Origin of the sequence: Anaerostipes hadrus ATCC 29173 = JCM 17467, from assembly GCF_030296915.1 — a bacterium.
In the GTDB taxonomy this organism is placed as follows: Bacteria; Bacillota; Clostridia; order Lachnospirales; family Lachnospiraceae; genus Anaerostipes; species Anaerostipes hadrus.
Window position 1 is genome coordinate 2,351,684 of sequence record NZ_AP028031.1, and the last position, 23,841, is coordinate 2,375,524.

40 protein-coding genes, 1 tRNA gene and 1 pseudogene are annotated in these 23,841 nt (G+C 37.6%); 1 reads left to right on the forward strand and 41 read right to left on the reverse strand.

All coding sequences use genetic code 11. From position 1 onward, the window contains the following. Positions 1–13: 13 nt before the first annotated feature. The 39 genes and pseudogenes from QUE18_RS11265 to QUE18_RS11455 form a co-directional block, all read right to left on the reverse strand. Positions 14–418 carry a phage tail assembly chaperone gene (locus tag QUE18_RS11265; protein ID WP_009204065.1) on the reverse strand — a complete coding sequence of 135 codons (405 nt, stop codon included), beginning with the start codon at positions 416–418 and terminating at the stop codon, positions 14–16. Positions 419–431: 13 nt separating this feature from the next. Continuing rightward, positions 432–866, reverse strand: coding sequence for a phage tail tube protein (locus tag QUE18_RS11270; protein WP_009204064.1), 435 nt, complete (start codon positions 864–866; stop codon positions 432–434). A 9-nt stretch (positions 867–875) separates the two neighbouring features. After that, positions 876–1,934, reverse strand: coding sequence for a phage tail sheath subtilisin-like domain-containing protein (locus QUE18_RS11275; RefSeq protein WP_009204063.1), 1,059 nt, complete (start codon positions 1,932–1,934; stop codon positions 876–878). Further along, positions 1,915–2,373 (reverse strand): phage tail terminator family protein, encoded by a 459-nt coding sequence (locus tag QUE18_RS11280; RefSeq protein ID WP_009204062.1) that lies wholly within the window; start codon positions 2,371–2,373, stop codon positions 1,915–1,917. Before QUE18_RS11280 ends, QUE18_RS11275 begins: the two co-directional genes overlap by 20 nt. Next, positions 2,370–2,840, reverse strand: coding sequence for an HK97 gp10 family phage protein (locus QUE18_RS11285; protein WP_009204061.1), 471 nt, complete (start codon positions 2,838–2,840; stop codon positions 2,370–2,372). Before QUE18_RS11285 ends, QUE18_RS11280 begins: the two co-directional genes overlap by 4 nt. After that, positions 2,830–3,015: a hypothetical protein gene (locus QUE18_RS11290; RefSeq protein WP_040344399.1), complete on the reverse strand. Its 186-nt coding sequence runs from the start codon at positions 3,013–3,015 to the stop codon at positions 2,830–2,832. Before QUE18_RS11290 ends, QUE18_RS11285 begins: the two co-directional genes overlap by 11 nt. After that, complete coding sequence (locus QUE18_RS11295; protein ID WP_145983801.1) at positions 2,975–3,334, reverse strand: phage head closure protein; 360 nt, start codon at positions 3,332–3,334, stop codon at positions 2,975–2,977. Before QUE18_RS11295 ends, QUE18_RS11290 begins: the two co-directional genes overlap by 41 nt. Continuing rightward, positions 3,327–3,626, reverse strand: a complete 300-nt coding sequence (locus QUE18_RS11300) for a head-tail connector protein (RefSeq protein ID WP_009204058.1) — start codon at positions 3,624–3,626, stop codon at positions 3,327–3,329. The genes QUE18_RS11295 and QUE18_RS11300 overlap by 8 nt, the downstream gene beginning before the upstream one ends. 3 nt (positions 3,627–3,629) lie before the next feature. Further along, positions 3,630–4,931 carry a phage major capsid protein gene (locus QUE18_RS11305; RefSeq protein ID WP_242852735.1) on the reverse strand — a complete coding sequence of 434 codons (1,302 nt, stop codon included), beginning with the start codon at positions 4,929–4,931 and terminating at the stop codon, positions 3,630–3,632. Further along, complete coding sequence (locus QUE18_RS11310; protein WP_009204056.1) at positions 4,924–5,769, reverse strand: head maturation protease, ClpP-related; 846 nt, start codon at positions 5,767–5,769, stop codon at positions 4,924–4,926. The genes QUE18_RS11305 and QUE18_RS11310 overlap by 8 nt, the downstream gene beginning before the upstream one ends. After that, positions 5,766–7,013 (reverse strand): phage portal protein, encoded by a 1,248-nt coding sequence (locus tag QUE18_RS11315; RefSeq protein ID WP_040344398.1) that lies wholly within the window; start codon positions 7,011–7,013, stop codon positions 5,766–5,768. The genes QUE18_RS11310 and QUE18_RS11315 overlap by 4 nt, the downstream gene beginning before the upstream one ends. 8 nt (positions 7,014–7,021) lie before the next feature. Next, complete coding sequence (locus QUE18_RS11320; RefSeq protein ID WP_009204054.1) at positions 7,022–8,755, reverse strand: terminase large subunit; 1,734 nt, start codon at positions 8,753–8,755, stop codon at positions 7,022–7,024. Next, the gene (locus QUE18_RS11325; RefSeq protein WP_009204053.1) at positions 8,752–9,240 is read right to left on the reverse strand and encodes a phage terminase small subunit P27 family; all 489 of its coding nucleotides are present in this window, start codon (positions 9,238–9,240) and stop codon (positions 8,752–8,754) included. Before QUE18_RS11325 ends, QUE18_RS11320 begins: the two co-directional genes overlap by 4 nt. A gap of 81 nt (positions 9,241–9,321) precedes the next feature. Then, positions 9,322–9,789, reverse strand: a complete 468-nt coding sequence (locus QUE18_RS11330) for a hypothetical protein (protein WP_009204052.1) — start codon at positions 9,787–9,789, stop codon at positions 9,322–9,324. An 18-nt stretch (positions 9,790–9,807) separates the two neighbouring features. Continuing rightward, positions 9,808–9,881, reverse strand: a tRNA-Ile gene (locus QUE18_RS11335). Positions 9,882–9,885: 4 nt separating this feature from the next. After that, positions 9,886–10,323: a restriction endonuclease subunit S domain-containing protein gene (locus tag QUE18_RS11340; protein ID WP_009204051.1), complete on the reverse strand. Its 438-nt coding sequence runs from the start codon at positions 10,321–10,323 to the stop codon at positions 9,886–9,888. Further along, complete coding sequence (locus QUE18_RS11345) at positions 10,320–11,552, reverse strand: N-6 DNA methylase (protein WP_009204050.1); 1,233 nt, start codon at positions 11,550–11,552, stop codon at positions 10,320–10,322. The genes QUE18_RS11340 and QUE18_RS11345 overlap by 4 nt, the downstream gene beginning before the upstream one ends. Before the next feature lie 153 nt (positions 11,553–11,705). Further along, the gene (locus QUE18_RS11350; protein ID WP_009204049.1) at positions 11,706–12,119 is read right to left on the reverse strand and encodes a hypothetical protein; all 414 of its coding nucleotides are present in this window, start codon (positions 12,117–12,119) and stop codon (positions 11,706–11,708) included. Between the two features lie 141 nt (positions 12,120–12,260). Further along, positions 12,261–12,629 carry a hypothetical protein gene (locus QUE18_RS11355; RefSeq protein ID WP_154663016.1) on the reverse strand — a complete coding sequence of 123 codons (369 nt, stop codon included), beginning with the start codon at positions 12,627–12,629 and terminating at the stop codon, positions 12,261–12,263. Between the two features lie 8 nt (positions 12,630–12,637). Continuing rightward, positions 12,638–12,943 (reverse strand): hypothetical protein, encoded by a 306-nt coding sequence (locus QUE18_RS11360; RefSeq protein WP_009204047.1) that lies wholly within the window; start codon positions 12,941–12,943, stop codon positions 12,638–12,640. A gap of 10 nt (positions 12,944–12,953) precedes the next feature. Further along, positions 12,954–13,370: a helix-turn-helix domain-containing protein gene (locus tag QUE18_RS11365; protein WP_009204046.1), complete on the reverse strand. Its 417-nt coding sequence runs from the start codon at positions 13,368–13,370 to the stop codon at positions 12,954–12,956. Between the two features lie 33 nt (positions 13,371–13,403). After that, positions 13,404–13,637: a hypothetical protein gene (locus QUE18_RS11370; protein ID WP_009204045.1), complete on the reverse strand. Its 234-nt coding sequence runs from the start codon at positions 13,635–13,637 to the stop codon at positions 13,404–13,406. Positions 13,638–13,677: 40 nt separating this feature from the next. Then, positions 13,678–13,881: a hypothetical protein gene (locus QUE18_RS11375; RefSeq protein ID WP_009204044.1), complete on the reverse strand. Its 204-nt coding sequence runs from the start codon at positions 13,879–13,881 to the stop codon at positions 13,678–13,680. Next, a complete protein-coding gene (locus QUE18_RS11380) occupies positions 13,881–14,222 on the reverse strand; it encodes a hypothetical protein (RefSeq protein WP_009204043.1) in 342 nt (113 codons plus the stop codon). The genes QUE18_RS11375 and QUE18_RS11380 overlap by 1 nt, the downstream gene beginning before the upstream one ends. 8 nt (positions 14,223–14,230) lie before the next feature. Next, positions 14,231–14,638, reverse strand: coding sequence for a transposase (locus tag QUE18_RS11385; RefSeq protein ID WP_009204042.1), 408 nt, complete (start codon positions 14,636–14,638; stop codon positions 14,231–14,233). A 369-nt stretch (positions 14,639–15,007) separates the two neighbouring features. Then, positions 15,008–15,475 (reverse strand): hypothetical protein, encoded by a 468-nt coding sequence (locus QUE18_RS11390; protein WP_009204041.1) that lies wholly within the window; start codon positions 15,473–15,475, stop codon positions 15,008–15,010. A 5-nt stretch (positions 15,476–15,480) separates the two neighbouring features. Further along, positions 15,481–15,792 (reverse strand): annotated as a pseudogene (locus QUE18_RS11395) (single-stranded DNA-binding protein); the annotation flags it as partial. Further along, positions 15,789–17,258 (reverse strand): ParB/RepB/Spo0J family partition protein, encoded by a 1,470-nt coding sequence (locus tag QUE18_RS11400; RefSeq protein WP_009204039.1) that lies wholly within the window; start codon positions 17,256–17,258, stop codon positions 15,789–15,791. The pseudogene QUE18_RS11395 and the gene QUE18_RS11400, both read right to left, overlap by 4 nt. Before the next feature lie 17 nt (positions 17,259–17,275). Further along, positions 17,276–18,097: a ParA family protein gene (locus QUE18_RS11405; protein ID WP_009204038.1), complete on the reverse strand. Its 822-nt coding sequence runs from the start codon at positions 18,095–18,097 to the stop codon at positions 17,276–17,278. A 36-nt stretch (positions 18,098–18,133) separates the two neighbouring features. Then, positions 18,134–18,346, reverse strand: a complete 213-nt coding sequence (locus tag QUE18_RS11410; RefSeq protein ID WP_009204037.1) for a hypothetical protein — start codon at positions 18,344–18,346, stop codon at positions 18,134–18,136. A gap of 19 nt (positions 18,347–18,365) precedes the next feature. Then, positions 18,366–18,554, reverse strand: a complete 189-nt coding sequence (locus tag QUE18_RS11415; RefSeq protein ID WP_015530768.1) for a hypothetical protein — start codon at positions 18,552–18,554, stop codon at positions 18,366–18,368. Continuing rightward, the gene (locus QUE18_RS11420; protein WP_009204035.1) at positions 18,542–18,997 is read right to left on the reverse strand and encodes a VRR-NUC domain-containing protein; all 456 of its coding nucleotides are present in this window, start codon (positions 18,995–18,997) and stop codon (positions 18,542–18,544) included. Before QUE18_RS11420 ends, QUE18_RS11415 begins: the two co-directional genes overlap by 13 nt. 219 nt (positions 18,998–19,216) lie before the next feature. Then, a complete protein-coding gene (locus tag QUE18_RS11425; protein WP_009204033.1) occupies positions 19,217–19,762 on the reverse strand; it encodes a rolling circle replication-associated protein in 546 nt (181 codons plus the stop codon). 178 nt (positions 19,763–19,940) lie between these two features. Next, positions 19,941–20,117 (reverse strand): hypothetical protein, encoded by a 177-nt coding sequence (locus QUE18_RS11430; protein WP_167541477.1) that lies wholly within the window; start codon positions 20,115–20,117, stop codon positions 19,941–19,943. A gap of 10 nt (positions 20,118–20,127) precedes the next feature. Further along, the gene (locus QUE18_RS11435; protein WP_009204031.1) at positions 20,128–20,577 is read right to left on the reverse strand and encodes a hypothetical protein; all 450 of its coding nucleotides are present in this window, start codon (positions 20,575–20,577) and stop codon (positions 20,128–20,130) included. Beyond that, positions 20,570–21,034: a hypothetical protein gene (locus QUE18_RS11440; protein ID WP_009204030.1), complete on the reverse strand. Its 465-nt coding sequence runs from the start codon at positions 21,032–21,034 to the stop codon at positions 20,570–20,572. Before QUE18_RS11440 ends, QUE18_RS11435 begins: the two co-directional genes overlap by 8 nt. 93 nt (positions 21,035–21,127) lie before the next feature. Further along, positions 21,128–21,355 carry a hypothetical protein gene (locus QUE18_RS11445; RefSeq protein ID WP_009204029.1) on the reverse strand — a complete coding sequence of 76 codons (228 nt, stop codon included), beginning with the start codon at positions 21,353–21,355 and terminating at the stop codon, positions 21,128–21,130. A gap of 28 nt (positions 21,356–21,383) precedes the next feature. Beyond that, positions 21,384–21,515, reverse strand: a complete 132-nt coding sequence (locus QUE18_RS11450; protein ID WP_009204028.1) for a hypothetical protein — start codon at positions 21,513–21,515, stop codon at positions 21,384–21,386. 45 nt (positions 21,516–21,560) lie between these two features. Next, entirely contained in the window at positions 21,561–21,710 is a 150-nt protein-coding gene (locus QUE18_RS11455; protein WP_009204027.1) for a hypothetical protein, read from the reverse strand. Positions 21,711–22,024: 314 nt separating this feature from the next. Here QUE18_RS11455 and QUE18_RS11460 point away from each other — a divergent pair, with 314 nt between their 5' ends. After that, on the forward strand, positions 22,025–22,336 hold the full coding sequence (locus QUE18_RS11460) for a hypothetical protein (RefSeq protein WP_009204026.1): 312 nt from the start codon (positions 22,025–22,027) through the stop codon (positions 22,334–22,336). A 4-nt stretch (positions 22,337–22,340) separates the two neighbouring features. On the opposite strand, the gene QUE18_RS11465 is transcribed toward QUE18_RS11460, so the two are convergent. Together QUE18_RS11465 and QUE18_RS11470 are read right to left on the reverse strand one after the other, a co-directional pair. Next, entirely contained in the window at positions 22,341–22,868 is a 528-nt protein-coding gene (locus QUE18_RS11465) for a hypothetical protein (RefSeq protein ID WP_242852734.1), read from the reverse strand. A 658-nt stretch (positions 22,869–23,526) separates the two neighbouring features. Next, entirely contained in the window at positions 23,527–23,748 is a 222-nt protein-coding gene (locus tag QUE18_RS11470; protein WP_040344396.1) for a hypothetical protein, read from the reverse strand. Positions 23,749–23,841: the final 93 nt, after the last annotated feature.

Consider the following 23,841-nt stretch of genomic DNA (forward strand, 5'->3'; position numbering starts at 1 on the left):
CCGTCTTCATAGATTAGTTTTTTACATCATTCTCTGTTGCTTCGTCTTCCTGGTCCTTGTAAAAATTATTGATTGCATCTGAGATCTCCTGTATCTCTCCATCAAACAATAATTCAGCTAAGTCTTTTGGTGTTGCTGCTCCAAAATGTTCTAAAAGTCTTTCATCTTTTAGGTTTGGTTCTTTTACTCCGTCCATCAATACAAGGAGATCTGAATCATGTGCATTTACCAGGAGTAAGTTTCCTTTCTTGTCCAATGTATTTAATGCACGTTCTCTCAGCTTTCTTTCTTTGACTTTTCGCAGCGTAATCTCTCCATCTCCAGTCAGTCGTTCCATGTTCTTACTGTGATATGTTTTTGTACATTCTTTTGTCAGTTCTTCTTTGTCTACGCTTAATAATTTATCAATTAAATTCATTCTTTTTCTCCTTCTAATCGTCGATTGTATCCAGCATTTCGGCTGTTGTAAATGTAAATGGAATACTTTCTTCTCCTAACTTGTTTGCTTCCCAGTCAACAAGTTTCACTTCGTCGAACGTACAATTCGTCAATTTAACTCGCTCATTTCCATTCACTGTCGGATCATCTAAGTTCGAAATAATCGTGCATGGTGTGTTTTTTCCATTTTTGATATCTGTCAGAATTCTTTTTTTGAAATAAGATGAAGCGTGATTTAATTTCAGCGTTCCGCTTCCTTCGATACCTGTTACTTTTTTTCCTGAATTCAATCTTCCTGTCTGCGGTACGTCTGTTTTTGTAAATTTGATTGTTGCTTCCAGTGCTGTTGCTTGTGCCATATAATCATTATCGACCCATACTTCTCCCCATGAGCCGTTGATTACGTCATTATCTTCAAATGTCTTCATTTGTACCTCCTAAACTACAATGTCTATATTAAAGTTTTCCATTGCGTCAAGAATTCCCATCTGTGAACTTAAGAAAACATTTTCCCCGGTAAGTGCTTTTTTGATCTGATCTTCTGTCATGTTCACAGTGTCTTCGTTTTTGCTCTCTAGGTATTTCTTGTTTCCTTCGATGTCAATTTCGATTGACGCACTTGATAAAATTGTTCTTGATACAAGTCCATCCAAATATTCTTGGCAATTCGCTAATAGTAAGCATTTGTTGTCATAATTATTCGGATACTGCCCTAACCAGTTGTTTTTGATCGTATCTGTAAGATCGGTCGAAACGTGATCCATCACATCAATCATCTTTATTTTTTTAAAATCATCTGTTTTTGTATCTGATACAGTTGTTAATGAATTGATGCCCCTTGCAACACGGATGTAATCACCATCCCTAAACACAATAAACTCCCCTGCATCAATCTTTTCATCCATTTCTTTTTTGGATAATTTTGTACAGCTTTCTGCATCTTCCAGAACTGTGTACGTGCAGCTCATTGTAAGCGGTGTTCCTGCAAGGATTCCTGCAATCCTTGAGCAAAACTTGTCAGCATCATATTCTTCTCCACTAATCGTCACACTTTCAGTCGTGTAGTTGATAATTCCTTCATCGTTCGCTGTTGTATTTGCAAGAACTGCCTTTACTTTCTTTCCTGATTCTCTTTTTTCTTTGATCCATTTCGTTACTTTTGCTTTCTGATCTTCCTGTAATGCTGATCCGAATGTAAGATAATCGAATTTTACATTGTCTAGTTCATCCAGGATCGTATCAAGATCTGCATATTCAGACTGTCCAAAAAAGCAGATTACTTTCTGCGGCTTTTCTCTTCCACCTTCCATTGCAAACTGGATTTGTATTTTTGCATCTTTTGCAATCGAAGCATCCAGATCATCTCCCGGTCTGTATTCTTTCGGATTCATTCCAGAATTATTTGCAAGGACTAAAGCAACAATTCCGTTGTCATTTCTCTGTTCAAATGTCTTTGCAAGTTCTCTGAATATAATGTTAATGCTTGGCATTCCCATTGTTTAGGTCCTCCTTCATTTCTAATTCTTTCATTAGCGGTGCATCCGATGGCTTGTATAAGTCGTCCAGGAATTCTGAATCAAATGTGATCCGTGGAACATTTCCACGTTCTCCGGTGTATTCCATTCCAAAATTCATGATCGGAACCTTTTTCTTTTCCGTCTGCATCGCAAATAAAAAGATTTGCTTTATTTTTTCAATATCTTTCAATACTTTGATTTCCTGTCCATACTCGCCTCTTTCATGCATAAGAACAATTTCTACAGCGTAACGCTGTTGATACCTGTTTTTCGTGTATAGCTCTCCATTTTCCGTGATTCGTACAAAGAAACACGGATATTCCATTTGTTCTACGACTCCAAATTCGTAACATGGATAATCAAAGTTCTCATTTAATGCGGCTACGACCGCTTTTTTCATGTCATCAATCGTGATCATAGTCCTGCATCATCCTTTACTCTTTGTAAGACTCTTCTTAGTCGTTCTTCGTGCTTTCCGCCCCAGTTTTTCAGAACTGCTGATACAATTCTTTTTCCTGGGACAAAGCCAACACATTTACCACCATTTTTGAGTTTTTTCCCATTCTTTTTAAATGGCGTTATGATCTCATGACCATTTTCAACCAGATGCCAGTGCGGATTTTTTCTTCCCTCTGCCATAAATTCTTCCAGGATTACACCATTGATATGCTTTACTGGTCCTAGTCGGAATCCTTTTGTAAGATTTCCTGTGTGTTTATCTGTAGCGGATAAAGCTTCTTTTCTTACAGCCTTGCTGAATTCTCTTCCTTCTTTTTTTAGTTCTTTTTCTGCATAATCCGGATACCTCTTTGCTACTTTCTCCAGACTCTCTCGTAATTCATCGAACGTAGCAGTGTCGAATTCAAAATCAATTTCATCTGACATCGTTTTTTTGCTCCATTGTGTCCGAATCGGACACCGATTCTTTTTCTTCTGGTACATCTTCTACTAATCCAAGTTTTTTCAGATCATTTACGACTCTTCGATCGTCACATTCTTTGATCTCATCTTTTTTCATGTTAAATGTACCTACAAATGTTGTTTTCGCTCTTATTTTCATCTTCTACAGCCTCCGCATGCAGTATCAGAAATCTATCCGCTTCGTTTTCATTTTCTACCGAATCAATTCCATACATTTGATCCTTGTATCGAATTTTCATGTTTTTATCAATTCCTTTTCGATATCTGATCGTAAATTGCATTTCTTCCGTTGCTTCGTTTTTCAGAAGCTTGATTGATTCGGAAGATCGGATCAGGCGAACTTTTGCCCATACTCTGGCAATTAACTTTTCTTTTCTGATTTTTTGTCCAAGTTCATCCTTATCCCATCCAAAACCATAGATCTCTATTTTTTTATTCATGTCTCCGATGTTAATCATCTTCATCCTCCGAATAATTTTCCAATTGTAACTGCAATAAGATCGTTCTTGCAATACACGAAATTTTCTCGTTATTCTTTGTTTCCAGGATAGATCGGTTATCATACAATTGCTGCATGATCAAAAACAGTGCAAGTTTCATCCTTGCACTGTTTTCATCAAACTTTCCAACTGCTGCCGCCACTGTTTCACATGCTGCATCGAACGCAAGATTGAATACTACATCATCTTCTTCAACTTTCAGATACTCGCTTGCTTCTTCAAGAAGCTGTGAACGTACATCAGCATCCATTTATCATCCTTTCTGAGCTGTGATAAACTCTTCAATGATCTCATCTTTCTTTGTCTTTGTAATTGTGTAGCTCTTAGTTGTTGCAAGCTGTTTAATTTCGTCTACAGTCATTGCTTCCAGTTCTGATCTTCTGTATTTTTTTGTTGGTTCTGAGATCTGATCTGCCGGAATTTCTGCTTTATATACCGCCATATCATCGACGATCTGGCAGTCTAATCGTTCACGTACTTTAATTCCAGTCTGGTCTTTACTCCATAAATCTCCTGCTTCTGTAGAAATTCCGATTGTAAGCTTTTCTCTGTCAAACAGTGTGATCGCTTCTTCAAAGTTTCCGCAATAAATCGGCACCTTTCCAGTAGCTCCATTTTTGATCGTCTTATTAGACATAACTGCAACCGGATATGTGCCGAATAATAATCTTTTGGACGGATTTGTTACATCTTTCTGTAAGATGTAATTTCCTTCTTTGTCTTTTAATTTGTCTAACCAGTTAAAACCACTCTGGTTTGTTAACACTTTCGATCCTGCGACTAATGCCGGATCTAATTCGACGTTAAAGATGTTTTTCAGATCATCGACAGATGTTGCTTCAATTTCAAAACCATCCGTCATTTCATCCAATTTTTTAATGATTAGTGCATTTCTTGTTGCTTTTACTTTTCTTGCAATCCAGTTTTCCAGGTAAGAAATAATATTTTCGTCGGAATCCTCCAGCAGTTCATATGTAGCTTTTAAGATTCCACCGAATTTTTTTATCACATACTCAACTTTCTTTAAAACTGGAGTTGCAACATCAGGAAACTGGCTTTCTTCGTCTACTGTATCGAATGGAACTGAATCTGCATTCACTTCGTACACTCTGCTGCCTTTTACCTTTGTTGTGCGTTCTGTCCTTACGATCGTTTCTAAGGCATCTTCGGAACGTCTTAGTGTTCTAATCGTTGTAGAGATATCCGCTGGTACTGTTAAGCCTCCATCTTCGTCAGATCCCTCTTTCATAGCATCCAGCACTTCCATATCTTCCTTTGCAACTGGTTTCTTTTTAAACCCAGCTCTTAATGCATTTACAAGTGCAGATACTACGTTTTTCTTTCCTTTGATTTCGTTTACTTTTCCTGCTGCTGCCTGGTTCTTTACACTATCTCCTTCTTCTTTTTCCATTTCATCAAGAAGATCATACTTCTCCTGAAGCTCCTGCATTTCTTTTCTTGCATTCTTTGCATCTTCTAACTTATCCTGGGAGATCAGATTCTTGATCTCTTCTTTCTTCTGTGTAATTTTTGCTGCAATTTCTCTCTTATCCATTCTGTTTCCTTTCTCCATACTTGTTTAAGCTTTCTAATAGTTCTTTTTTCTCTTTTTCCCTTGCCTGGTACTCGCTAAAAGATTCGTTGAAAATTTCTTTTATATCCTGTCTGCTTAAAGGCCTCTGCTCATCCTTTTTCTTGGCATTTTTACCCTGCGCAGTCAGGCTTGTTGGGACATTTTTGTAACAAAAAAACATGGAGCTTCCGGCACATGCGACTGCATCGTTTGCTTCTTCGACTTTTATGTCAAATAACTCTGCTGCCTCTTCTCCGGTTAACCATGTTTCATCATTTACTTTTTGTTCAATTTCTTCTTTGTCTACCTTGGCTTTTGTCATGTATGTCTGCATTATCGCTTCCTGGCAAGTATCCAGAGATTCTGCATCCTTTCGCAGATCATCCGCATTTTTTGTTGTAAAAAAATAGCTTGCCGATGGCTTATGGATCATAACTGTTGCATTTTTAGGCATTACGATCTCATCTCCTGCCATCATAATGACGGATGCGATGCTTGCTGCTAATCCATCAACATACACTGTCTTGTGTGCATTGTTGCGGCGTAGCATGTTGTAGATTGCAATACCGCCAAACACGGAACCACCGCCAGAATTGATATGGATGTTAATGTTTTCAGTTCCGTCCAACTGATCAAGGAATTTTTTTACATCTCCCGGTGCCATATCGTCTTCATACCATTCGCTCTGCCATGTTTCGCTTACAATATCCCCATAAAAAAACAGATCCGCTGAGGAATCTGTCTGGTTCTTAATCGTCATAGATCCACAAACTTTTGTGTTTCCGTCACGATCTTTGTTATAAAATTTTAGTTCTTTCAAGCACTCGTTTCTCCTTTCTTATATTGTTCTCCTGCCATTTTGACCGGAATAAAGTTTCCATTCATAAGAAGCACGTCTCCATCCGGATCTCTTGGAAGATCTAACAGTTCTCGTGCTTCATTTACCTTACGCATTCCGTTTTGAACTCCCTGAGCAAGTATTTCCATCTGTGTCTTGGAGTCTGTCCTCAGGATCGCTTTTTCGTTGAATTTACAGCTTTTATCTGTTCCTATGTACAATTTGTACGTTAATTCCTCTTCGTACTGTTTCAGAGGGAATAACATAGTATCAACTAAGAATGACAGCTGCTGCATTTCGCTGTTTGCATAGGACGACTTTTCATAATCATTGATCTGATTCGGCTTGACTCCGAACGCTCCTGCAATTTGCAACGCTGTATATTTCTTCAGTTCAAAGAACTGTGCATCTGTCAGCTTGTAATTTAATGGCTGTAGCTGCATACCTGCTGGTACTGGCACAATCTTTCCGGCATTCTTCGGGCCTGAAAGATACTTATCATACTTCTTTTGCAATAATTTGATCCTTGATTCATCAATTTCTCCAGAATACTGTAGTGCCATCGATGCAGTCATTCCGCCTTTGTACAGATTCGACATGTACTGTTGGCTCTGTGATGCCCCTTCTACCACATCTCCAAGCATATCTCGTACCGGGATTCCTGTTAATCCATCTAACGTCATTGACGTTTTAAAGTGCAGCACATCCATTTCTGGAAATACATACATTTCTCCATCCAGCGGATCTGTATATTGATAATAGATCTTGCCTTCTCCAGCAAATATTCCCTTGTTATCATAGATCGGTGTCACGCAATTTGACTGCATAATCCAAAGGCCTACGTTTTCGCTTCCATTCCTGGAAATTCTTCGTTGAATCCATACATATCCATTCCCATAATGATTTCTATTGTTCTCAACTGTTGCAAAGAATATAGATGGTGTCATATGTGGATTCGGTCTTTCATTTAGTAGTTTGGATGTATCGTCCGGATCTGCTCTAACCTTTCCTTTGCTCCCTTGCCATTCATAAACCTTAATTGGCAGTTTCCCCATTGTTTCCGATAAGATTTTCATGCAAGTGTAGTAAGTTACCTCTCGCAATTCACTCTTATTTCTGTATCCAATTCCAAGCCATTCTGCAAAGTCCTCTTCTGACATTCCCTTTGTTGGAGATCCTCTAAACCAATTTGTTATTTTATTTATAATGTTTGCTGCTATTCCCATTTTTCTTCCTACCATTCATTTGCTAAAAATTCATCTAACGCTTCTTGTCTGATATTGTTAAATTCGTGATACCTTGCTAATTTATAGCCACACAGCGTCGCATCTACTGGATCAATCTTCTTGGATGTTGCATCCTTATCGATCTTGATCAGTCCATTATTTTTTTTAATCACCGCATTACTCATTGAGTAATTCAAAACCGGATTATACAAATAGCATACAGTTCCCATGTACACTTCTTCCCTGAATCCCTCTGTTGCTTCATTCAAGGATTTGTGGCTCTGATAAACTTCTTCAACAATATAGCCTTCATTCGATAAATCAATCATGATCTTACTTGCATTTGCCGGATCAAAGCATAATGTCTGGATATCCAGTTCATTTTCTTTGCAAAAATTAAGAACGTAATCCATTACTACGTTTTGGTCCACGATTTCGCTATTTGTTATTGTTATGAATCCTTGTCTCTCCCATGCATCATATGGAACTTTATCCCTGAATACTCTTTCCATTAGTTTTTCTTGGTTTGGAATAAACGAATGAGATAATACAATGTATTCTGTGATTTCTCTTCCTGTCTGGTCCAGTTTCCCATTTCTATACGGAATCACAAACGCTACTGACGTTAAATCAATTTTGGAAGACATATCGAAGCCAACATAAACTGGCTTCCCTTTGATGTCGATCGGAAGTTTTTTCACTTCACATTTCTTCCATTTTTCCATATTCATGTAGCCATTTTCCTTCTGCTGTACCCACATGTTCAGCATTTTTGTTAAAAAGGCTATCATTTTTTCTGGAATTACCTTTGCGATCTCGTAATCTCCACGGATTTTTTCTCGCCCGGCCGGATATGACATTCTGATTGGATTCGCTTTCTTCCAGTTTTCTTCATCTCCAATATCATCTCCCTGGTCAATTTCCATGATGTCAATCAGATATGTATCATTTTCAACATCAATATTAGAATCTAACACCTTGCTGCAGTAATCGTATTCCTGTGTATAGCAAGGATACGTCAGATCCATTCCAGCTGTTGTGATGATCATCAACAAAGATTCTTTTGTATTCGATCCAAGTCCAAGGTCAAGAAACTCTGTTGTTTTGTGCTGGTGGTACTCGTCTACAATCAGCCCGGCTGGGTTCGTTCCGTCTCCAGTTTTTCCATCTTCTTTTGACAATGCTTTTATATAGCTTCCTGTTTTTACATGTGTGATCGCATTATTTGTAAGTTTAAACTTCTTTCTCAATGGCGATCCGTTCAGCATCAGTTTTGCTTCTTCAAATACGATCTTAGACTGATCTCGTTTCACACCTGCTGTATAGTATTCATAAACTTCTTTATTTTTTGTTGCCTGCACAGAAATCTCATACAATGCAACGCCTGCTTCTTCCTGGCTCTTTGCGTTTTTTCGTGCAACCTCTATAAAACTTTTCTTAAACCGCTTATACCCATCCTCTTTTCTTCTCCAACCATACAATTGGCACAAATGAAACTGCTGCCATTCTGTCAGCTTGATCGGCTTTCCTGCTAGGACTCCTTTTGAATGTCGCAGTAAGCTAAACCATTTGATAATTTTTTGTGCTTCCTGGTCGTCCCAGTAAAAAGAGGCTTCCCCACTTTCTTCCCTTTTCACATCTCTCAAGAATCTGCTGCATGCCTGTTTATGCTTCTTGCAAGAGATTATATTTCCGCTAATGCAGTCGGTTGCATACCTGATCAGCCTGTTTTTTACTGTCATATGTCACCGAATTCATCATTGATCTCGTTATCAATGCCTTCTCTCGCAATCGTTGCCGCTTTCAGTCTCGAATCTATCGTGAGTCCACACATCGATGCGAACTTCCTCATCTCCTCTGAATACATTTTTTGCAGATCACACAGTGGATTTTTAACCAAAATTTCGCCATTTTGAGTCGGTTTTTTAATCACTTTATTCTCTTTTTTGAGCTGTTTTGTAACTGAAATATAGTAAGAAAACGCATTACAATAGCACCCCAGGTTGTTCACATCCAGGTTACCGATCACATCAATTTCCATTTTTTCGAACTCTTTTACAAGTCTTTTAAATTCATTTTTAGCCCTGGCATCAATGAGCCAAGTTGGCGGTTTTGCTAGGGTTTCCTTGCCTGTGAGCACAAGTCGTTCTTCCAGTTTTTTGTCTTCCTGTTGTGCAACTGTCAGATTCCCTTTTTGTGTTGCAAGTGGTTTTCGTTTGCGTGGCATTTTCTCACTCCTTTCATTTTTCAAATTTTATATTTAGAATTTTGTGAAAAGAAATCTAGGGCGTGCGGTCTATAGGAATGATCAAAACAATTTGACCACCCCTCCCACCTCTGAATTTTCCTTTTTCTTCCATTTCTCTTTGTATTCAAGAAGCAAGCGGATCATCTCTTCTTCTCTTCCTTCTCTCATTGCTTTATGCACTATCCCATGACTCTTGTCGCTTAGCGCTATAAGATTCCCTCTGTCTAGTCTCTTCGCATAGTCTGTCGATATCGGAACAATGTGATGAACCATTGTCGCTGGTATGAATTTGCCATCGTGATAGTATGCATAGAGATCTATATACATGTAATGTGTGAGTACATCTTCCTTTGTCAGTCTCCAAGCTTTTGTCTTGTAGAATGCAGCGCGTGTCTTGTTCCTTCGGTGCTGATCGTAGTCCTTATCTCGTTCCTTCTTCTGCTGCCGTCTGATCTGCTTAATGCATTCACATGTTGTACCGGATGGAATTCTTTTCCCACATTTGCTGCATCGTTTATAAATTGGCATTGTATCACTTCCTTCTACTGGACCTCCAGGGACTCGAACCCTGGACCGATCGGTTATGAGCCGACTGCTCTGACCTACTGAGCTAGAGGTCCATAATTAAATCATCATCTTTTTCAGATACCATCTTTTCTGTTCTTTCTCTAATCGTATCTGTTCTTCTAATAGCTGTATCTCATCATTAACCATCCTCATATTATTAACCACATATCTCTGCACATCCTCGTTGTCATGCCAATAAATTTGGAAGTGTTTTAATGTCCCAAATTGTAAATTGATTGTTGTCCTGTATCGTCTTAAGAAGTTTGGAAAACACCTCTCAATTGCAATAAACATATAATCAGTATTGATCTTATCTTTTGGTTCAAACACTGCATATCTTTGATCTATCAATCCTTTATCCTTAATTTGTCCAACACTTTCATCTACCGCACTCAGCTTTATAAAGCAAGTACCTGCTTTATACTCTTTCCCAGATACTGCACGTTCTACATTACATATGTCATAAATATTTATTTTTCTTGTATTTAAATTCATAACAATCCCTCAAATGATAACTGTCCAATTACTTCTTTTGCTGGTTTCTTTGGTTTTAATATGTTTTTATGCATCTCTACAACTTCCATATCTTCCTTACTTTCTGTCAAATCATTCAACATGCTATACAGATCGGCTTTTATTTTTGTTTCTTCTTCATCTATTTGTTTCAGATCTTTCAAAATCTGTCTAACATCCGGAAGTGGTTCTTCTTCAAATGTGTCTACATATCTTGGGATATTTAGGTTAAAATCATTCTCTTCAATCTCTTCATAGCTTGCAATGTATGAATATTTTTCAACCTCTTTCCTGTTTAAAAATGTATTCACTACTTTTTCGATATGTTTTTCTTCCATATCGTTTTGTGCTGCTTTCTTTATAAATTCTTTTGATGCGTCTATAAAAAGCACATCTTTTGAATTATGTTCAATCACTAGCAAAAAAACTGGAATCGAAGTATTCAAGAACAATTTATCAGGAACTCCGATCACTGCGCTGATCATATGGTTTTCAATTAACCATCTTCTTATCTTTCCTTCCTGTGCTCCTCTAAATAATATTCCATGTGGCAGCACTGCAATCTGCCTTCCATCTTCCTTTAGATGTTGCACACCTCTTAATATAAAGCCAAAATCTGCTTTGCTCTTTGGAATCTTCCAGCCTAATATTTCATAATCGTCTGTATCCGGAAACTTCATTGAATATGGCGGATTCATAATAATGTTTTTATATTGATCTGGATTCTGTCTTTCTACCTGTCTTGGTATTGATATTTCTCCGCACTGTTCAAGCGCATAGCTTTCAAATATCTGTGATCTTAAGCAATCAGCTCTACTAATCATTCCGGTCATTCCATTTACACATGCATCCAATAACGCAAACGGAATTGTTCTTTCCGAATATTCGTATTCGTTGATTTTTATTCCTCTTGTTTTATTCGCCCATTTACTCAATGCTCCTGTGCCTGAACACATGTCAATATTGTCTCCATCTTTCATAATTTCGGCTACAATCTGGCATATGCAATCTGGTGTGAAATCCTGTTTAAGATTTTTTCTATCTCCTTGCTCTTCCTGGAAGATGTCCCGAATTTCTGTATATCCTTCATCTTTAACTTCTTGTATCTTATCTGCTGCCTGATCAGATAGCAGATATTCCAATATTTTATCCGACAGTTTATAGCTTTCTTTTACTCCAAATATCTCTAACAGACTTTTTCTATCTTCCATTACTTATTCTCCATGTTGTAAATTAAAAAAGGAAACCAGATCTGCTGCCGTATGGCTTACATTCTCGTTCCCTTTTTTATTCATGCTACTATAATAGCACTTTGAATTGTATGTGAGTCCCTCTCTTTCCTTTATTTTCTTTAATTTACATTTTTAGTCGTCTAACTTTTTGGATAGGATGTAGTAGAACTTTCTTCGCTTTTCATAGAAGTAGTTCCTTCCGGCTGGTATATTCATCACCGTTTTCAGGTACTTGTATGTTATTCCTTCTTCTGTTACTGCTTTTAGAATGTACTTATACAGCTGATGATCCGCTTGCTTTGCTGATTCTTCTATCATCTTGCAATTCTTCTTTGCCCATGCTCTTTTGATTGCCAATTCCTCTGTTACACTCTTTGTTACTCCAGATCCTGTCGTATCTCCAAATTTTGGACTACCAACAGTATTTGTTTTGTATCTAAGAATGTCCTTAAATTCTTTGTATCTCATTGCAAAATGATACGCTTGATAAAACGCGTGATTGCTTATGTCCCATTTCTTTTCTGATACCGGTCTTATATTCTGCATCCTATCTCCTCCAGTCGACGATCTGCTACCTTTTCCGTCCAAATTTTTTGCTCATCGCTTTTCGCCTGTAATATTTTAGTTTCGTTTCCGAATAGAATTTATTCTTATCTTCTTTCTTCTTTTCTCTTATCGCCTGCATACTTAGTTTCCATGCAACAAACTCTGTGCACTTTCTTCTGCATTCGACTCGCTTTTCTCTTTCTCCTCCGTGATCGCATTTAAGGCACGGACAATCTTGCTGCCCCATTTTGTATCACTCCTTTTGTTCAATTCTTCCGGCTTCTTTTCTTTCTCTTGCATTTCTATTTTTTGCTCTATTATCGTCATTTTTTCCCATACATTATCTATTTCTTGTTTTGTTAATGCTGCTCCAACTGAAACTGCCATTAATACCGTCAATGTTAAAAATCTTAGGCTTTGGTAGACATTCTTTTTATAAGCATAATAAAAATGCATTCCTGCATCTATTACCATTACTGTAATAAGTGCTTTTATTAATAAATTGTTCATTTTGCCTCCTAACATTCAATCTTAATTTTGCCAAATTTCCTTATCTTGTCATAAGCTTCATTTGCCAGCTTATTAACGTTATCCATATCTTTCATGAGCCTGTCCAATTCTTCACGTTCCACAGATACTCTAATTTTTACTTGGTTTTCTTTGTTTCCGCGTACAGTCGGAACTCCTAGCATCCGAAGTGGTCCGCCTCCACATTGCGAACAGCTTTCTCCGTCTCTCCATTTCCTGAAATACACATGTATTCTTCCGCAATTTGCGCACTGTACAACCAAGCACGCATTTTCTTCATCATTCCTCTTGTTCATTTTTTTCCTCCTATAATTTATTTAACGGACATTCCATGCAAGGACTGTCATCCGCAAATAGATCTTCTCTGTCATTTACAATAGTTGGATACTTGCAATAATCATCGCATATCTCCTGCTTCACTTCTTCCAGGATGTCAGTTACCGTTTTGCTTTTCTCTCGATCTTCTTTTACAGCTCCTGCGATTCCGGCAATGGTTTTTTGTTCCTTCGTGATATCTTCTTCTGTCCCCAATAAGTAATCAGAAGTGGTGTGTAACGCATTTGCTATATTGGAAATAGTTGGTCCTTTAGGGATTCGGCCTCCGCTGATATATCGTGACATGGAAGCTTCAGTAACACCAACTTTGTTAGCAAGCTCTCTCTGTGTCAGTCCGCTTTTTTTCAATAAATCAGCAATCCTACCTCCTAAGTTATTTTCGTTCATTGTATTTACCTCTTTCTAAATATGGATTTGTCATTACTTGATCTTAATGACTCTCTGCCCTCTGTCGTACTGACTAAGTATTTGTTCTAGTGCTTTTTCTGCTTCCTCTCTTGTATTACATGTCTTAACAGTTTTAGACATACCTCCTGTCATGTCACATTCAACATAGTATTTATTTTCATTATTTTTTAACTGATGTTTGTAAATCCATATATCTCGTATACATTGTGTATTCACAATTGTTTTATCTTCTGCTTGTATTAACATAGATCTTCACTATCTCCTTTCCCATGCATATAATACTTCTTTATCTGAATCTGTCATGTTCTTCTTCCTTTTCTACTTCTTTTGTTTCGAATGCTTCGATTGCCAGCATCCCGTCGTCTATTCCGTTTCTCACATATTCTACATTTACATCCAATCCTTTTTCTGCAAGGTATTTAGGTATGCCCAAATCTCGTCCTTGTGTAAACATATGAATTTTTCCTAACCTGTTTCTAATCGTTGCCATTATTTTTTTGCCTCCTCATCCATCATTCCGCCATGTATTTTTATAATTACATCAACCAGGTTTGCTGGTACGTATGCATATATTGTTTCCAATAAATTTTCCGGATCTTCTGCATATGGTTTTAGGGCTTCTTCCTCTGCATTTAGCGCTCCGCATTCTACACATATATATCTTTTTCCGTTTTTCCATTCTTCAGCGCTAATAATATGCTTCGGGATGCTGTTTATTCCGTGTCCAACTTGTACACTCATCCTGAATCCATCTCTGCACATGATCCATGGTAGCGGACGTATGTCGTCATTTTTCTCATAGAATACCTTTATATATTCGTTTATCTTCATTTTTTCTCCTATTCGTACCTTCCTGCTCCTGCTCCGTATCGGTGCCACGTTGCTCCTGTTTTAACTTTCTTTCTTCTTTTGTTTATCATTTTTTCATGATCGGCGATTATTATATAGCGATACTTGTTATCCCAGTACTCCAGCATTTGTGGACTGATTCCTGTTTTCTTTGCCATCGTTTTGTATGTTATTCCATCAAATAACATTTGAGTTACTATTCTTTTTTTGTATTCTTCGCTGTATTTTTTTCGATTGTTATCGTCTACCTTTTCTATCTCTTCATCTTTATATTGCTTTACCCACTTTCTTAATGTCATCAAGGTTATTTTTGTTTTGTCTGCAAATTCTCTCCTCGTCATCCCTGATGCTAGTAGCGTTCTTACGATGCCTCGTTTAAATTCTTCTGTATATTGCATAATTTTGTTCTCAGACAGCTTAGTTCTTCACCTGATGCAGTGTATTTAACCGTGATCACTGGTTCTTTCTTTTTGTCTAATCATGTTAAATCCCTGTGATTCTTCGTTTGTGGTTTGTGATTTGTAAAAAAATAATAATGATTGTGTTATAAATAAACAGAAACTTGATAATGTATAATAAAACTTTGTTAATAGTTGCTAAAAGAATCTCTCAGGTAAAGAATTAAGCTGTCTGTTCTCCTTTCTGCCTGCTGCCTTTTCGGCAGTAGGCTAATAGATCTCATGGCTTATACATGACTTCTTTGTTTCTTATGCGTTTTGTTAATAGTTACTTGTGGTATATTGCATCTGGTTACTACCAGTAGTGCATCATTTCATTGTGTCCGATTCGGACACCTTTCTTTTTCGGACCTTTTGCTTTGCTATAAATCTTTTTAGTGGCTGTCCATTCATTTTTCTTTTATTGTTTCCTGCATTATGCAGCTTTCTCTTTTGCTTTCTTGTTTCTCTTTTTATATCGCTTATATCAATTTCCCATTCATACACTTTTGGCATTTTTAGTTCTATCGTCCCATATACAATCTTGCTGCCTTTTGCTGCTTCTTCCTGCATTTGAACATTTTTAATGTTCGTTAATTTTGCGACTTTTTCTCCGTCGGCAAATATTATTGCTTCTCCTGGTACTTCTATTTTTTTATTTGTGTGCCTTTCTCCTTCTTCTAACTTTTCTTTTATGTAACTCTCGCATTCTGGATGTACGTTAATCGTTCCATCTTTCCTTAGTCCTGTCGTTATCTTTCTAAGTGCTTCTCTGATCTTCTTTATCCCTTCGATCATTGTTCTTTCCTTTCTGCAAACTCCATACTTTCTGCCACGATCTCCGTCGTGTACACTTTTGTTCCGTCTGTTTTTGTATAGCTCCCTGTTTGGATTCTTCCTTCCAGTGCGATCTTGATTCCTTGATCCAGCCATTTGTCTGCAAATTCTGCCCCTTTACCAAATGCAACGCATCCGATAAAGTCTGCATCCTGCTGCCCTTCTCGCTTAAATCTGCGGTCTACCGCTAAAGTAAATCTTGCTATACACAGATCGTCTTCATTCCAACTTATCTCAGGCTTCCTGGTTAATCTGCCCATTAGCATTACTTTGTTCATATATCCTCCACTTCTGAGAGTCCCAGGATGCAATATCCTTCTTCCAAGCCTTTAAACCCTTCCATGATATAGATCACTTGTTTCTCTGTTACTCTTCCTGTTTCTTCTCCGTCACTCATCTCGTGCAGTTCCAGGACGTCTCCGATCTGATAGTTTCTATCATTTTTTTGCAGTTCGAATGACTTATTTCCTGTGTCCACTGCATCAAAGAACATCTTTGCAAGCTTTAGGCGGTGTCTTCGCTCGTCTGATTTGCTTCCTGGTACTTCCACCTTGTTCATCTGCGGAATCTCCACACGTTCTGTTTCTTCTTTCTGCTCTTCTGATCTTAGTATTTGATATGTAACATTTGCTGCCATTGTTAGCGTCATGTCTACAATTACATTGTCATATGGATCGCTTATTTTAACTCTGTCATTTTTCACTTCCCACCATCCGGAGAATCTCAAATCTACCAGCGCCCCTTCACTGGTTGTGCCTTCGAATCTTGCTATAAAATATTCTCTTAATTCCGATAGGCTGTTTACCGCTGTGTTTCCTATGTCTTCTCTTATTTTTTCTGCAAATGCTTTGATTGCAAATTCAAATCTATGTTCTGTCGGGCAATATTTCGGAAAATCTCTTTCCTCTTCCATCTGTCCTTCAATCTCTGTTTCTTCCTCTTCTTCGGTTTCGTCCGCTTCTGCTTCCTGTCTTGTTTCCTTTAGCTCTGCTTCTTGTTGTTCTTCCAGGATGCGTTGCTTGTATTCTCTTATCTTTTTTACAGTTATGATCTTGTCCGGATACCATCTATATATTTCTTCCTGTTCATCTTCTTCCAGTCCTGCGATCTCCACTGCTGTCGAAAAGCTGATTTCCTGTTTTTCTAACAGCTCTCTCAGTTCCGGAATCAAATTGTTGTTGATGCTCATTGCATTTGCGATCTGTGTCGGTTTCTTTCCAAGAATCTTTGCTGCTATGTCTCTCAGTCTTCCAGATTCTAGATCGTAGCCCATTATCTTCTCTCCTGCTGCCTTTGCATCTTTCAGTGCATCCGTCAATAATTTGATTCTTTCCAGTTCTTTTTCTGGTGTTGCTTTTCTGTAACTGTTGGAGATGCATAGCTCTATGATCTCTTCATTTTTGCTTCGTGGCTTTCTGATCTGGCATGTTGCTTCCCTAAATTCCTTGAGATCTTCTTCCTCTACCAGTTTCTTTAATGCTCTCCATCTTCGTTCGCCACCGATCAGCTTGTATTCTTCTCCGCTCTGGTTAGGCTCATACATAACTTCTAATGGCTGTAGCAGTCCAAGAAGTTTGATCTCTGCTGCCTTTTCATCGATGCCGATCTGATCACTTATGTTGTCTTCGTTTGCGTAAATGTTATAGATATCTATGTCTTTTGTTCTGAATCGTGCCTTTGGCTTCTCTTCGATTCCTTCTTTGCTTGTCTTATTAAGCATGTCCATTACGTTAAATCCTGCCATGTCTTTTCCCTCCTTTCCTAGTCTACTTTCTGGAATCTTCCAGTCTTCTTGTTTCTTCGCTTTGATTCGATATACGCTTGTGCTGCATTCCATTCTTCGTCTGTCATAATTTCTCTGATCACGTTGTTGTAATCTTTCGCTGCATTGCTTCCTCTTGACATTTCTGGAAGTGGTCTTTTTGCTGTTTCTGCTTTTTCTGCAACAACTGATCTTCTAATTTCTGTTTTGAACATCTTGTCTTTATATGTATCTCTTAGCCACTGTGCTGTATCTTTGTTTGTTATATTCCCAGTTTTCATCGTCATTAAGACCTTGACCTGCTGCCCTTCATGAATTCCTTTTGTCTGCTCAATCATGTTTTCAACCGCATCAATTCCATAACCTCCTGCTTTGACCGGAATTATTAACAAATCCGATGCTTTAACCACATTTAGCACTGTTACATCAAGCAACAATCCACAATCACAGATCACATAATCATATTTGTTGTTGATACATTCATCATTCAGCATTTTTTCAATGCGATCTATCTGGTTTTCCATACTATAGAGCAGTTGAGCGTTTGCCTGCATCAGCCACATGTTTGCCGGGATAATATCCACATTCTCATATCTTGTGCGTCTGATCGTTTCTTCTGTACTTTGCTGCTCCAGTAATATTCCGGCAAGTCCTTTTTCGTTCGGATCATATACCCCCATAGTTCCTGAAGCATTTCCTTGTGCATCTGCATCTACCATCAGCACCTTCTTCCCATATCTTCCTAACAGATACGCCAGAGATGTTGATGTCGTTGTTTTTCCGACTCCACCTTTTAAGTTTCCAACTCCAACTACTTTCATGATTTTTCCTCCTAATATGGCTATTTATTTGTTATCTTAGTTTTCTTTGTTTCCTTTTAACCATTTATTTAATTCTTTGCTGCATTTTCCGCAGACGTCATATTCTTTATATCTATTTGCGTTTTTTAATCCCATCCTTTTTTCTTTTACTATTATCTCGTTATATGAATCACTTTTACCGCCAATCTTATTTGATGCTATATATGGCAAAAAGAATCCTCCACACACATCACATTTTCTTGCTTCCATTTTGTTTCTCCTCTGTTTTCTACAATTCAGTTTCTTCGTAAACTTTAATACGTTTTCCTTCAGTTTGCATAAGCATCATGTCTATTTTGCCGATTTCTACTTTGTAACCTTTTTCGGTTATTCTTTCTACAATCTCTTCTATCGGCAATACTTTTTCCATTGTATTCGGATAGTCAAACGCTGCGACCATCTTTATTACTTTTGCCATTTCTTTTCCTCCCATCTTTTCAACACCTGGTTGTTCTCAATCGGCATTATCTCTCCTGTTTTTAGTGTTACATAATCTTCGATCACTTTTAGCGCGATCTCTTGGCTGTAGCAGACAGCAACGAAGTTTCCATAATCTGCTGCCTGTTTTAAGAATTCTTTCTGTTCCTTTTGAAGCCTCCCATCTCCGTACTTCATTTCGATGTACAAACTTGCATACTGTCCTTTTGGCACTGGAAGGTGCAGATCTGGCACTCCTGCCTTTACTCCCTGTCGTTTCAGGACTGCTGCACTTACGCGATCACGTTTCCCTCCGTTTGGGCAATGATGTAGTAGTTTCAATTCTGGATAACGATTCTCCATAAACTTACAAATTGTGATCACTGCTTCTTGCTCGCTTGCTTCTGTTCTTAGCATGTACTGTTGTCTTCTTGCTCTGCTCATCTTTACCCTCCATCGTCTATGTTCCAGGATCTGTATCCATTTTGAACTAAAATGTACTCTACAAATTTATATCCTCTTTCTGTACTTCCTTTTCGTACTCCGCCATTGTTTTCATCGTGTCGTTTGTCTATGTAGTATCCTTTTGGACTTTTTGCATCCTCTCTGAAGAAATCACATTCCCAGATCACATCTTTCTCGATGTGTGGTTGTTTTAAATTCCTAGATGGGGGAGTATGTCTTACCCCCGTATTTCTCCATTTTTTTACGTCCTTTTTCTTTCACCAGATAGGATGCTAGTTTCCCATATTGCCCTGTGTCGTCAAGAAGCTTGATGTGAATTCGTCCACGATCCCAGCATTTTTTTATTGCTTTTGTATCAATGCTTTCAATCACCATGTGTATGTGCCTTGCGCCTTTGTCTCCTGTTTCCAACACATATACATACTTAAATTCTTTTCCAATCTTTTTATACTGTTTTCTTAGATCTCTGATCAGTTTATCCTTCTGCTTTAACATCTCTTTGTATGTGTCTGGTCTTTCGTCCTTTCTGTAAGAAAATGTTATGAACATGTCTCCTGCTTGGAAGTTGCAGTTTAATTTCCATCTTAGCTGTTCTGTTTGTCTTCTGATATTTACATTCTCCTGTTCTAGTCTACTTGGTTCTCCAGTTTTGGCTCTCTTCTCTTTTGGTTTATGCTTTCGGCTGTAGTATTTCTTTATCTCTACTGTCTTGCCCGCGTACACTCTTCTAATCCAATATGGCATCTTGTCTCTCCTCTTTGTACTGTTCGTTTAATCTATTAGTATTTACTCAAACTTAATACTTTTATCGAGTCTTAAAAGCGGATTCGAACCGCTTATTTCCTTGCTTTTTCGTTTTTAATTTGCTATACTATATTTGTGGTTTTTAATCCACAATATGGCATTGAAAAAGCATCCCAGTTTACTGTTCCGGGATGCTTTTTTCTTTTACTATTTCTTTCAATCTCTCCGGATCATCACATATGTCCTCATATTTACCAAGCTTGTCCACAATGTCCCCGATCGCGCAGTTATTATCCACGCGAATCAAGGAAGCTCTGTATGTATAAGATTTATGATTTCTCATCGTCAATCTCATCTTGATCTCCTTATTCTAAATGCTGTCTAATTGTTATTAGTCGTTCACGTAATTCTACGGCTTGCTCTTCATTCATTCCACAGAATTCCATTCCGTCTAACCCTTCTTTCGTTCCAATAATCAGAACGTTCCCATTGATTGGATGTCCATGAACATCTGTTCCGTACAGATATGAAGCAATCGGATTGACCTGCGCTGTTTTATGATACAAATACTCTTCATCTACAAGCATTAGCACTGGATACTGTTCTTCTGTTAGTGTGTATAGTCTCTTTGGATGCACAGCTTCTACAATCTCACATTCTTTTCCTATTAGCTTATAAAACTCATGCAGCTGCTCCATGTTCGTTCCTTCTGGATAATCAAACATCAACACTCGATCACTCATATTTTTATCATCAAAGATGTCGATATTTACTCCATCTTTGATCAGAATCATTTTCCCTGTCTTATCACTCATTTTTTGCTCCTTTACACATATCTACGATCATCAATTTTCCTACTATTTCTTTTTGATCAAGTTCCAAGATATACCTGTCTTTAAACTCTATATAATTAATCAGCTCATCTGCCATTCCTATAGCAGAGCCTTTCTTTACATGTTCAATGTTTCCATCTCTATATAATTCATTTGGAATCACAGTTTTTTGATATACTATTTTAATATTTTCCAGTATTTCAACTGCTTTTCTCATTGCAGAGATTGTCGGATTTTCATCCAATAAATCTCCTCCCATTATTCCATGCATCTTCATTTGCTCATCATATCTTTCGATATCATTTTTCAGCACGCTCACAGCTGTACTGATATTCATCTTGCTTTCTTCGTTTCTTTCATGATATAATTTGTTTGAACTTTTATTTGTGCCTTGGGAGTTAGCTAGGCTACTTCCTGGGCCTTTTTTATTTTCACTCATCACTATTTTTTCTCCTCTTTATACTTGTATGCTTCTACTGTCGTTGAGCTATGTAGGGCTTCTTGCACTTTTTTTGCCATTTCTTTTCCTGATTCATCTAGCCCCCCCCTCCTCTTCCAGGAGATCTGCAACATATCTTAATACTCCAATCGTAATGTGTACTGTTGCGTCACATAACGGAGATATGTACTCGTTTACATCTCTTGCTGCTTCTACACATGCTTCCTGCAGCGTTACCACCGATGCTATATTCATTCCATTTTCCTTCAATCTCATTGACTTCTCTATCTCGTTTAATAATTTCATTTGCATTGGTCCCATTTTATGCTTGTCCTTCCTGCCCGGAATCTCACCGGGCTGTTTTCTTTTCTTTTGCTCCGATGGCTCTGATCACTGTCACTGCCATCATCTTTTTCTGTTCTTGTGTCAGTTTTCTTACTTCTTTGTCATTTACGAATCGTCTTACCTTATATTCTTCCATAGCGTTCCCTCCTCTCTTTTCAGTCTATTTGTATCTGCTTGTCTGTTATGCAGCATTCGTTGGTGTGTTCTCATCCATCTGCTGACGTGCAGCCAAGATCTCGATGCTCGCCTTTACGATCGCCAAGGATTCCTTGTCCAGTTTCTTAAGATTCTCCACTGTTCTTTCAAACATGTCTTTTCTTTTCTCTGTCATATTTTTCACCTTCTTTCTTTTGTTTCGTTGTTCAGATGGATTGACACTCCGCCCGATTTATTCACATATAGATAAACGATTAATTGGGGAGGCTCCGCGTGGTTTCGGAGCTAAGGATTTCTTTTTGGATCGCAGTCAGGAATCGCCTGCATCTCGATCGGACGGAGTGTCAATCCATCTGTTGTCTTATTTGCTATTTACTTTTTTCCTGTGTTGCCAAAACAGTATTCTCCTTGTCTATTTACATCTTTCTTCCTATAATGAACTTACAGGACACTGCCACGTCCAAGTAAATAAGGAAGGAGAACACTATTTTGGCAACACATAAAGAGTTATCTAATTTCACGAATGAGAAGTTATCTGAATATCGAAACTTTGAGTTGAAAATTGCTAAATTAAAAGCTGACCTTACTGTAGAACAAGCTAATATGTCAGTACCTCAATCTATAGCTGATAAGCTTGATAAGTTATATGATCAATATCCAGAAGCTCCAAAGCCAAAGAATTACATCATTTCTGTTATTCTTGAATCTTTATTGGTAGCAATAGCAGAAAAGATTTCTGACGTTTTGATTGATCAAGCTTTAAAAATTATCACTGAATTCTTAAATAATTTTGTTTTATAATTTCTCAACTCTCCGATATTGCTTCGGAGAGTTCTCTTTTTATATTCTCAAAGAATTCTTCCTCAGCTCCAATTAGTCCACTACATACAAACTTTAATATTTTTCCTTCATCCTGTACCAACACCAAATTCCCACATACATTCATTATGTTTATAATTTGCTGCACTTTATTTTTAAACTCTTCTTCTTTATTTTCTTTTTTTGCCTTCTCCTTTTCTTTGCGTATAATTTTTTTAGCTACTTTTAAACGAGCTTTATATATGCCTCTTATTAATCGTCCTGGTTCTCTTAGTTTTACCGGACATTTTGTTTTAATGTCTAATGACATTCCTTTTTCATTTTCATTCACAATAACTTCCATGCTTTTCATTCGATATAGATTTATTGTTCCACCTACTAAATCGGTGTTATATCCTGCTTCGTCTGCAATCTTTTTTGTCGTTGTACTGCAATCACAGTTGCATGATTCTATATCTGGACAGTTCTTGCATGGTTCTGTAAAATCTGCTTTTTTCTCTTCCTTCGCCTGCATTCTTAGAGAATCCATATGCCTTAATGCACATCTGATTCCTATGTCTCTGATCTCTTGCTCTGTCAATGTTTCACCTTCTTTCCTGGTTAAGATTACGTTGAAATTTCTCTGGCAGATTACTTGCATTCAATCCCATATCCAAGCCAGTAATCTGTTGGAGTTTGTTCATAATCACGTCATAATGCATTTTCCCATTTTCATTTTCAAAAGACTTTTCGCATTCTTTCCAGTATTTACAATATTGGCATCCATAAAATATCCATCCGCCTGCAAATACAGAACTTTGAATAATTCTTGCAATGCAATAAATGTCCTTTTCTGTTAGTTCTGTTTTTTCTATTTCCTTTCACCTTTCTTTCCTGCTGTTCGTTATCTTGTTTAATTACATCCTTTTCCGTATAATTAATTTACAGGGTGCTGTCACACCCAAGTAATTACGGAAGGAGGTTCATTATGTGTGAATTAAAAACAAAACATTTTAAAGCAGTCTGTCCTTACACTAATTCAGAAATGGAAATTTCCATTTTGTGTCAAAGAATTCATAAGACACAAACATTAAACAAACATTATAAAAAAATGGATTTTTCATGTCCTAAAATCTCTGAATGTACTTATGGAAAAAGAAATTGTCCACTTTTCCAGTCCGCTTAAGTACTATTTATGGCACCGATTTATTCGGTGCTTTTTTGATGTATCCAGATTCTTCTCTATTTAGTCTTGTAGTCTTTGACCAATCAGCTCCACAAGTTTCTAGTTCTGGACAATTCTCGCATGGTTCTATAAATTCTGCCATTCTTTTTTCTGCTGCCTGTATTCTCAGAGAATCCATATGTCTTAATGCACATCGGACTCCCATGTCCCTGATCTCTTGTTCTGTCAATACTTCACCTTCCTTTCCTGTTGCTTCGTTATCTTGTTTAATTACATCCTTTTCCGTATAATTGACTTACAGGGAACTGCCATTCCCAAGTCT

Excerpts from the sequence above, each read along its gene's own strand:
- QUE18_RS11375 (WP_009204044.1), bottom strand. The coding sequence starts at position 13,881 with ATGGCAACGATTAGAAACAGGTTAGGAAAAATTCATATGTTTACACAA.
- QUE18_RS11410 (WP_009204037.1), bottom strand. The coding sequence starts at position 18,346 with ATGGAAGCAAGAAAATGTGATGTGTGTGGAGGATTCTTTTTGCCATAT.
- QUE18_RS11295 (WP_145983801.1), bottom strand. The coding sequence starts at position 3,334 with ATGATTAACATCGGAGACATGAATAAAAAAATAGAGATCTATGGTTTT.
- QUE18_RS11435 (WP_009204031.1), bottom strand. The coding sequence starts at position 20,577 with ATGAGTGATAAGACAGGGAAAATGATTCTGATCAAAGATGGAGTAAAT.
- QUE18_RS11265 (WP_009204065.1), bottom strand. The coding sequence starts at position 418 with ATGAATTTAATTGATAAATTATTAAGCGTAGACAAAGAAGAACTGACA.
- QUE18_RS11350 (WP_009204049.1), bottom strand. The coding sequence starts at position 12,119 with ATGCAGAATATAAGACCGGTATCAGAAAAGAAATGGGACATAAGCAAT.
- QUE18_RS11405 (WP_009204038.1), bottom strand. The coding sequence starts at position 18,097 with ATGAAAGTAGTTGGAGTTGGAAACTTAAAAGGTGGAGTCGGAAAAACA.
- QUE18_RS11300 (WP_009204058.1), bottom strand. The coding sequence starts at position 3,626 with ATGGATGCTGATGTACGTTCACAGCTTCTTGAAGAAGCAAGCGAGTAT.
- QUE18_RS11440 (WP_009204030.1), bottom strand. The coding sequence starts at position 21,034 with ATGAGTGAAAATAAAAAAGGCCCAGGAAGTAGCCTAGCTAACTCCCAA.
- QUE18_RS11315 (WP_040344398.1), bottom strand. The coding sequence starts at position 7,013 with ATGGGAATAGCAGCAAACATTATAAATAAAATAACAAATTGGTTTAGA.
- QUE18_RS11355 (WP_154663016.1), bottom strand. The coding sequence starts at position 12,629 with ATGAACAATTTATTAATAAAAGCACTTATTACAGTAATGGTAATAGAT.
- QUE18_RS11390 (WP_009204041.1), bottom strand. The coding sequence starts at position 15,475 with ATGATCGAAGGGATAAAGAAGATCAGAGAAGCACTTAGAAAGATAACG.
- QUE18_RS11340 (WP_009204051.1), bottom strand. The coding sequence starts at position 10,323 with ATGAATTTAAATACAAGAAAAATAAATATTTATGACATATGTAATGTA.
- QUE18_RS11380 (WP_009204043.1), bottom strand. The coding sequence starts at position 14,222 with ATGAAGATAAACGAATATATAAAGGTATTCTATGAGAAAAATGACGAC.
- QUE18_RS11365 (WP_009204046.1), bottom strand. The coding sequence starts at position 13,370 with ATGAACGAAAATAACTTAGGAGGTAGGATTGCTGATTTATTGAAAAAA.
- QUE18_RS11465 (WP_242852734.1), bottom strand. The coding sequence starts at position 22,868 with ATGCAGGCGAAGGAAGAGAAAAAAGCAGATTTTACAGAACCATGCAAG.
- QUE18_RS11415 (WP_015530768.1), bottom strand. The coding sequence starts at position 18,554 with ATGGCAAAAGTAATAAAGATGGTCGCAGCGTTTGACTATCCGAATACA.
- QUE18_RS11345 (WP_009204050.1), bottom strand. The coding sequence starts at position 11,552 with ATGGAAGATAGAAAAAGTCTGTTAGAGATATTTGGAGTAAAAGAAAGC.
- QUE18_RS11360 (WP_009204047.1), bottom strand. The coding sequence starts at position 12,943 with ATGAACAAGAGGAATGATGAAGAAAATGCGTGCTTGGTTGTACAGTGC.
- QUE18_RS11445 (WP_009204029.1), bottom strand. The coding sequence starts at position 21,355 with ATGGGACCAATGCAAATGAAATTATTAAACGAGATAGAGAAGTCAATG.
- QUE18_RS11400 (WP_009204039.1), bottom strand. The coding sequence starts at position 17,258 with ATGGCAGGATTTAACGTAATGGACATGCTTAATAAGACAAGCAAAGAA.
- QUE18_RS11385 (WP_009204042.1), bottom strand. The coding sequence starts at position 14,638 with ATGCAATATACAGAAGAATTTAAACGAGGCATCGTAAGAACGCTACTA.
- QUE18_RS11370 (WP_009204045.1), bottom strand. The coding sequence starts at position 13,637 with ATGTTAATACAAGCAGAAGATAAAACAATTGTGAATACACAATGTATA.
- QUE18_RS11330 (WP_009204052.1), bottom strand. The coding sequence starts at position 9,789 with ATGCCAATTTATAAACGATGCAGCAAATGTGGGAAAAGAATTCCATCC.
- QUE18_RS11275 (WP_009204063.1), bottom strand. The coding sequence starts at position 1,934 with ATGGGAATGCCAAGCATTAACATTATATTCAGAGAACTTGCAAAGACA.
- QUE18_RS11450 (WP_009204028.1), bottom strand. The coding sequence starts at position 21,515 with ATGGAAGAATATAAGGTAAGACGATTCGTAAATGACAAAGAAGTAAGA.
- QUE18_RS11455 (WP_009204027.1), bottom strand. The coding sequence starts at position 21,710 with ATGACAGAGAAAAGAAAAGACATGTTTGAAAGAACAGTGGAGAATCTT.
- QUE18_RS11270 (WP_009204064.1), bottom strand. The coding sequence starts at position 866 with ATGAAGACATTTGAAGATAATGACGTAATCAACGGCTCATGGGGAGAA.
- QUE18_RS11430 (WP_167541477.1), bottom strand. The coding sequence starts at position 20,117 with ATGAGATTGACGATGAGAAATCATAAATCTTATACATACAGAGCTTCC.
- QUE18_RS11325 (WP_009204053.1), bottom strand. The coding sequence starts at position 9,240 with ATGCCACGCAAACGAAAACCACTTGCAACACAAAAAGGGAATCTGACA.
- QUE18_RS11280 (WP_009204062.1), bottom strand. The coding sequence starts at position 2,373 with ATGATCACGATTGATGACATGAAAAAAGCGGTCGTAGCCGCATTAAAT.
- QUE18_RS11420 (WP_009204035.1), bottom strand. The coding sequence starts at position 18,997 with ATGAGCAGAGCAAGAAGACAACAGTACATGCTAAGAACAGAAGCAAGC.
- QUE18_RS11290 (WP_040344399.1), bottom strand. The coding sequence starts at position 3,015 with ATGAAAATAAGAGCGAAAACAACATTTGTAGGTACATTTAACATGAAA.
- QUE18_RS11425 (WP_009204033.1), bottom strand. The coding sequence starts at position 19,762 with ATGCCATATTGGATTAGAAGAGTGTACGCGGGCAAGACAGTAGAGATA.
- QUE18_RS11305 (WP_242852735.1), bottom strand. The coding sequence starts at position 4,931 with ATGGATAAGAGAGAAATTGCAGCAAAAATTACACAGAAGAAAGAAGAG.
- QUE18_RS11320 (WP_009204054.1), bottom strand. The coding sequence starts at position 8,755 with ATGACAGTAAAAAACAGGCTGATCAGGTATGCAACCGACTGCATTAGC.
- QUE18_RS11285 (WP_009204061.1), bottom strand. The coding sequence starts at position 2,840 with ATGTCAGATGAAATTGATTTTGAATTCGACACTGCTACGTTCGATGAA.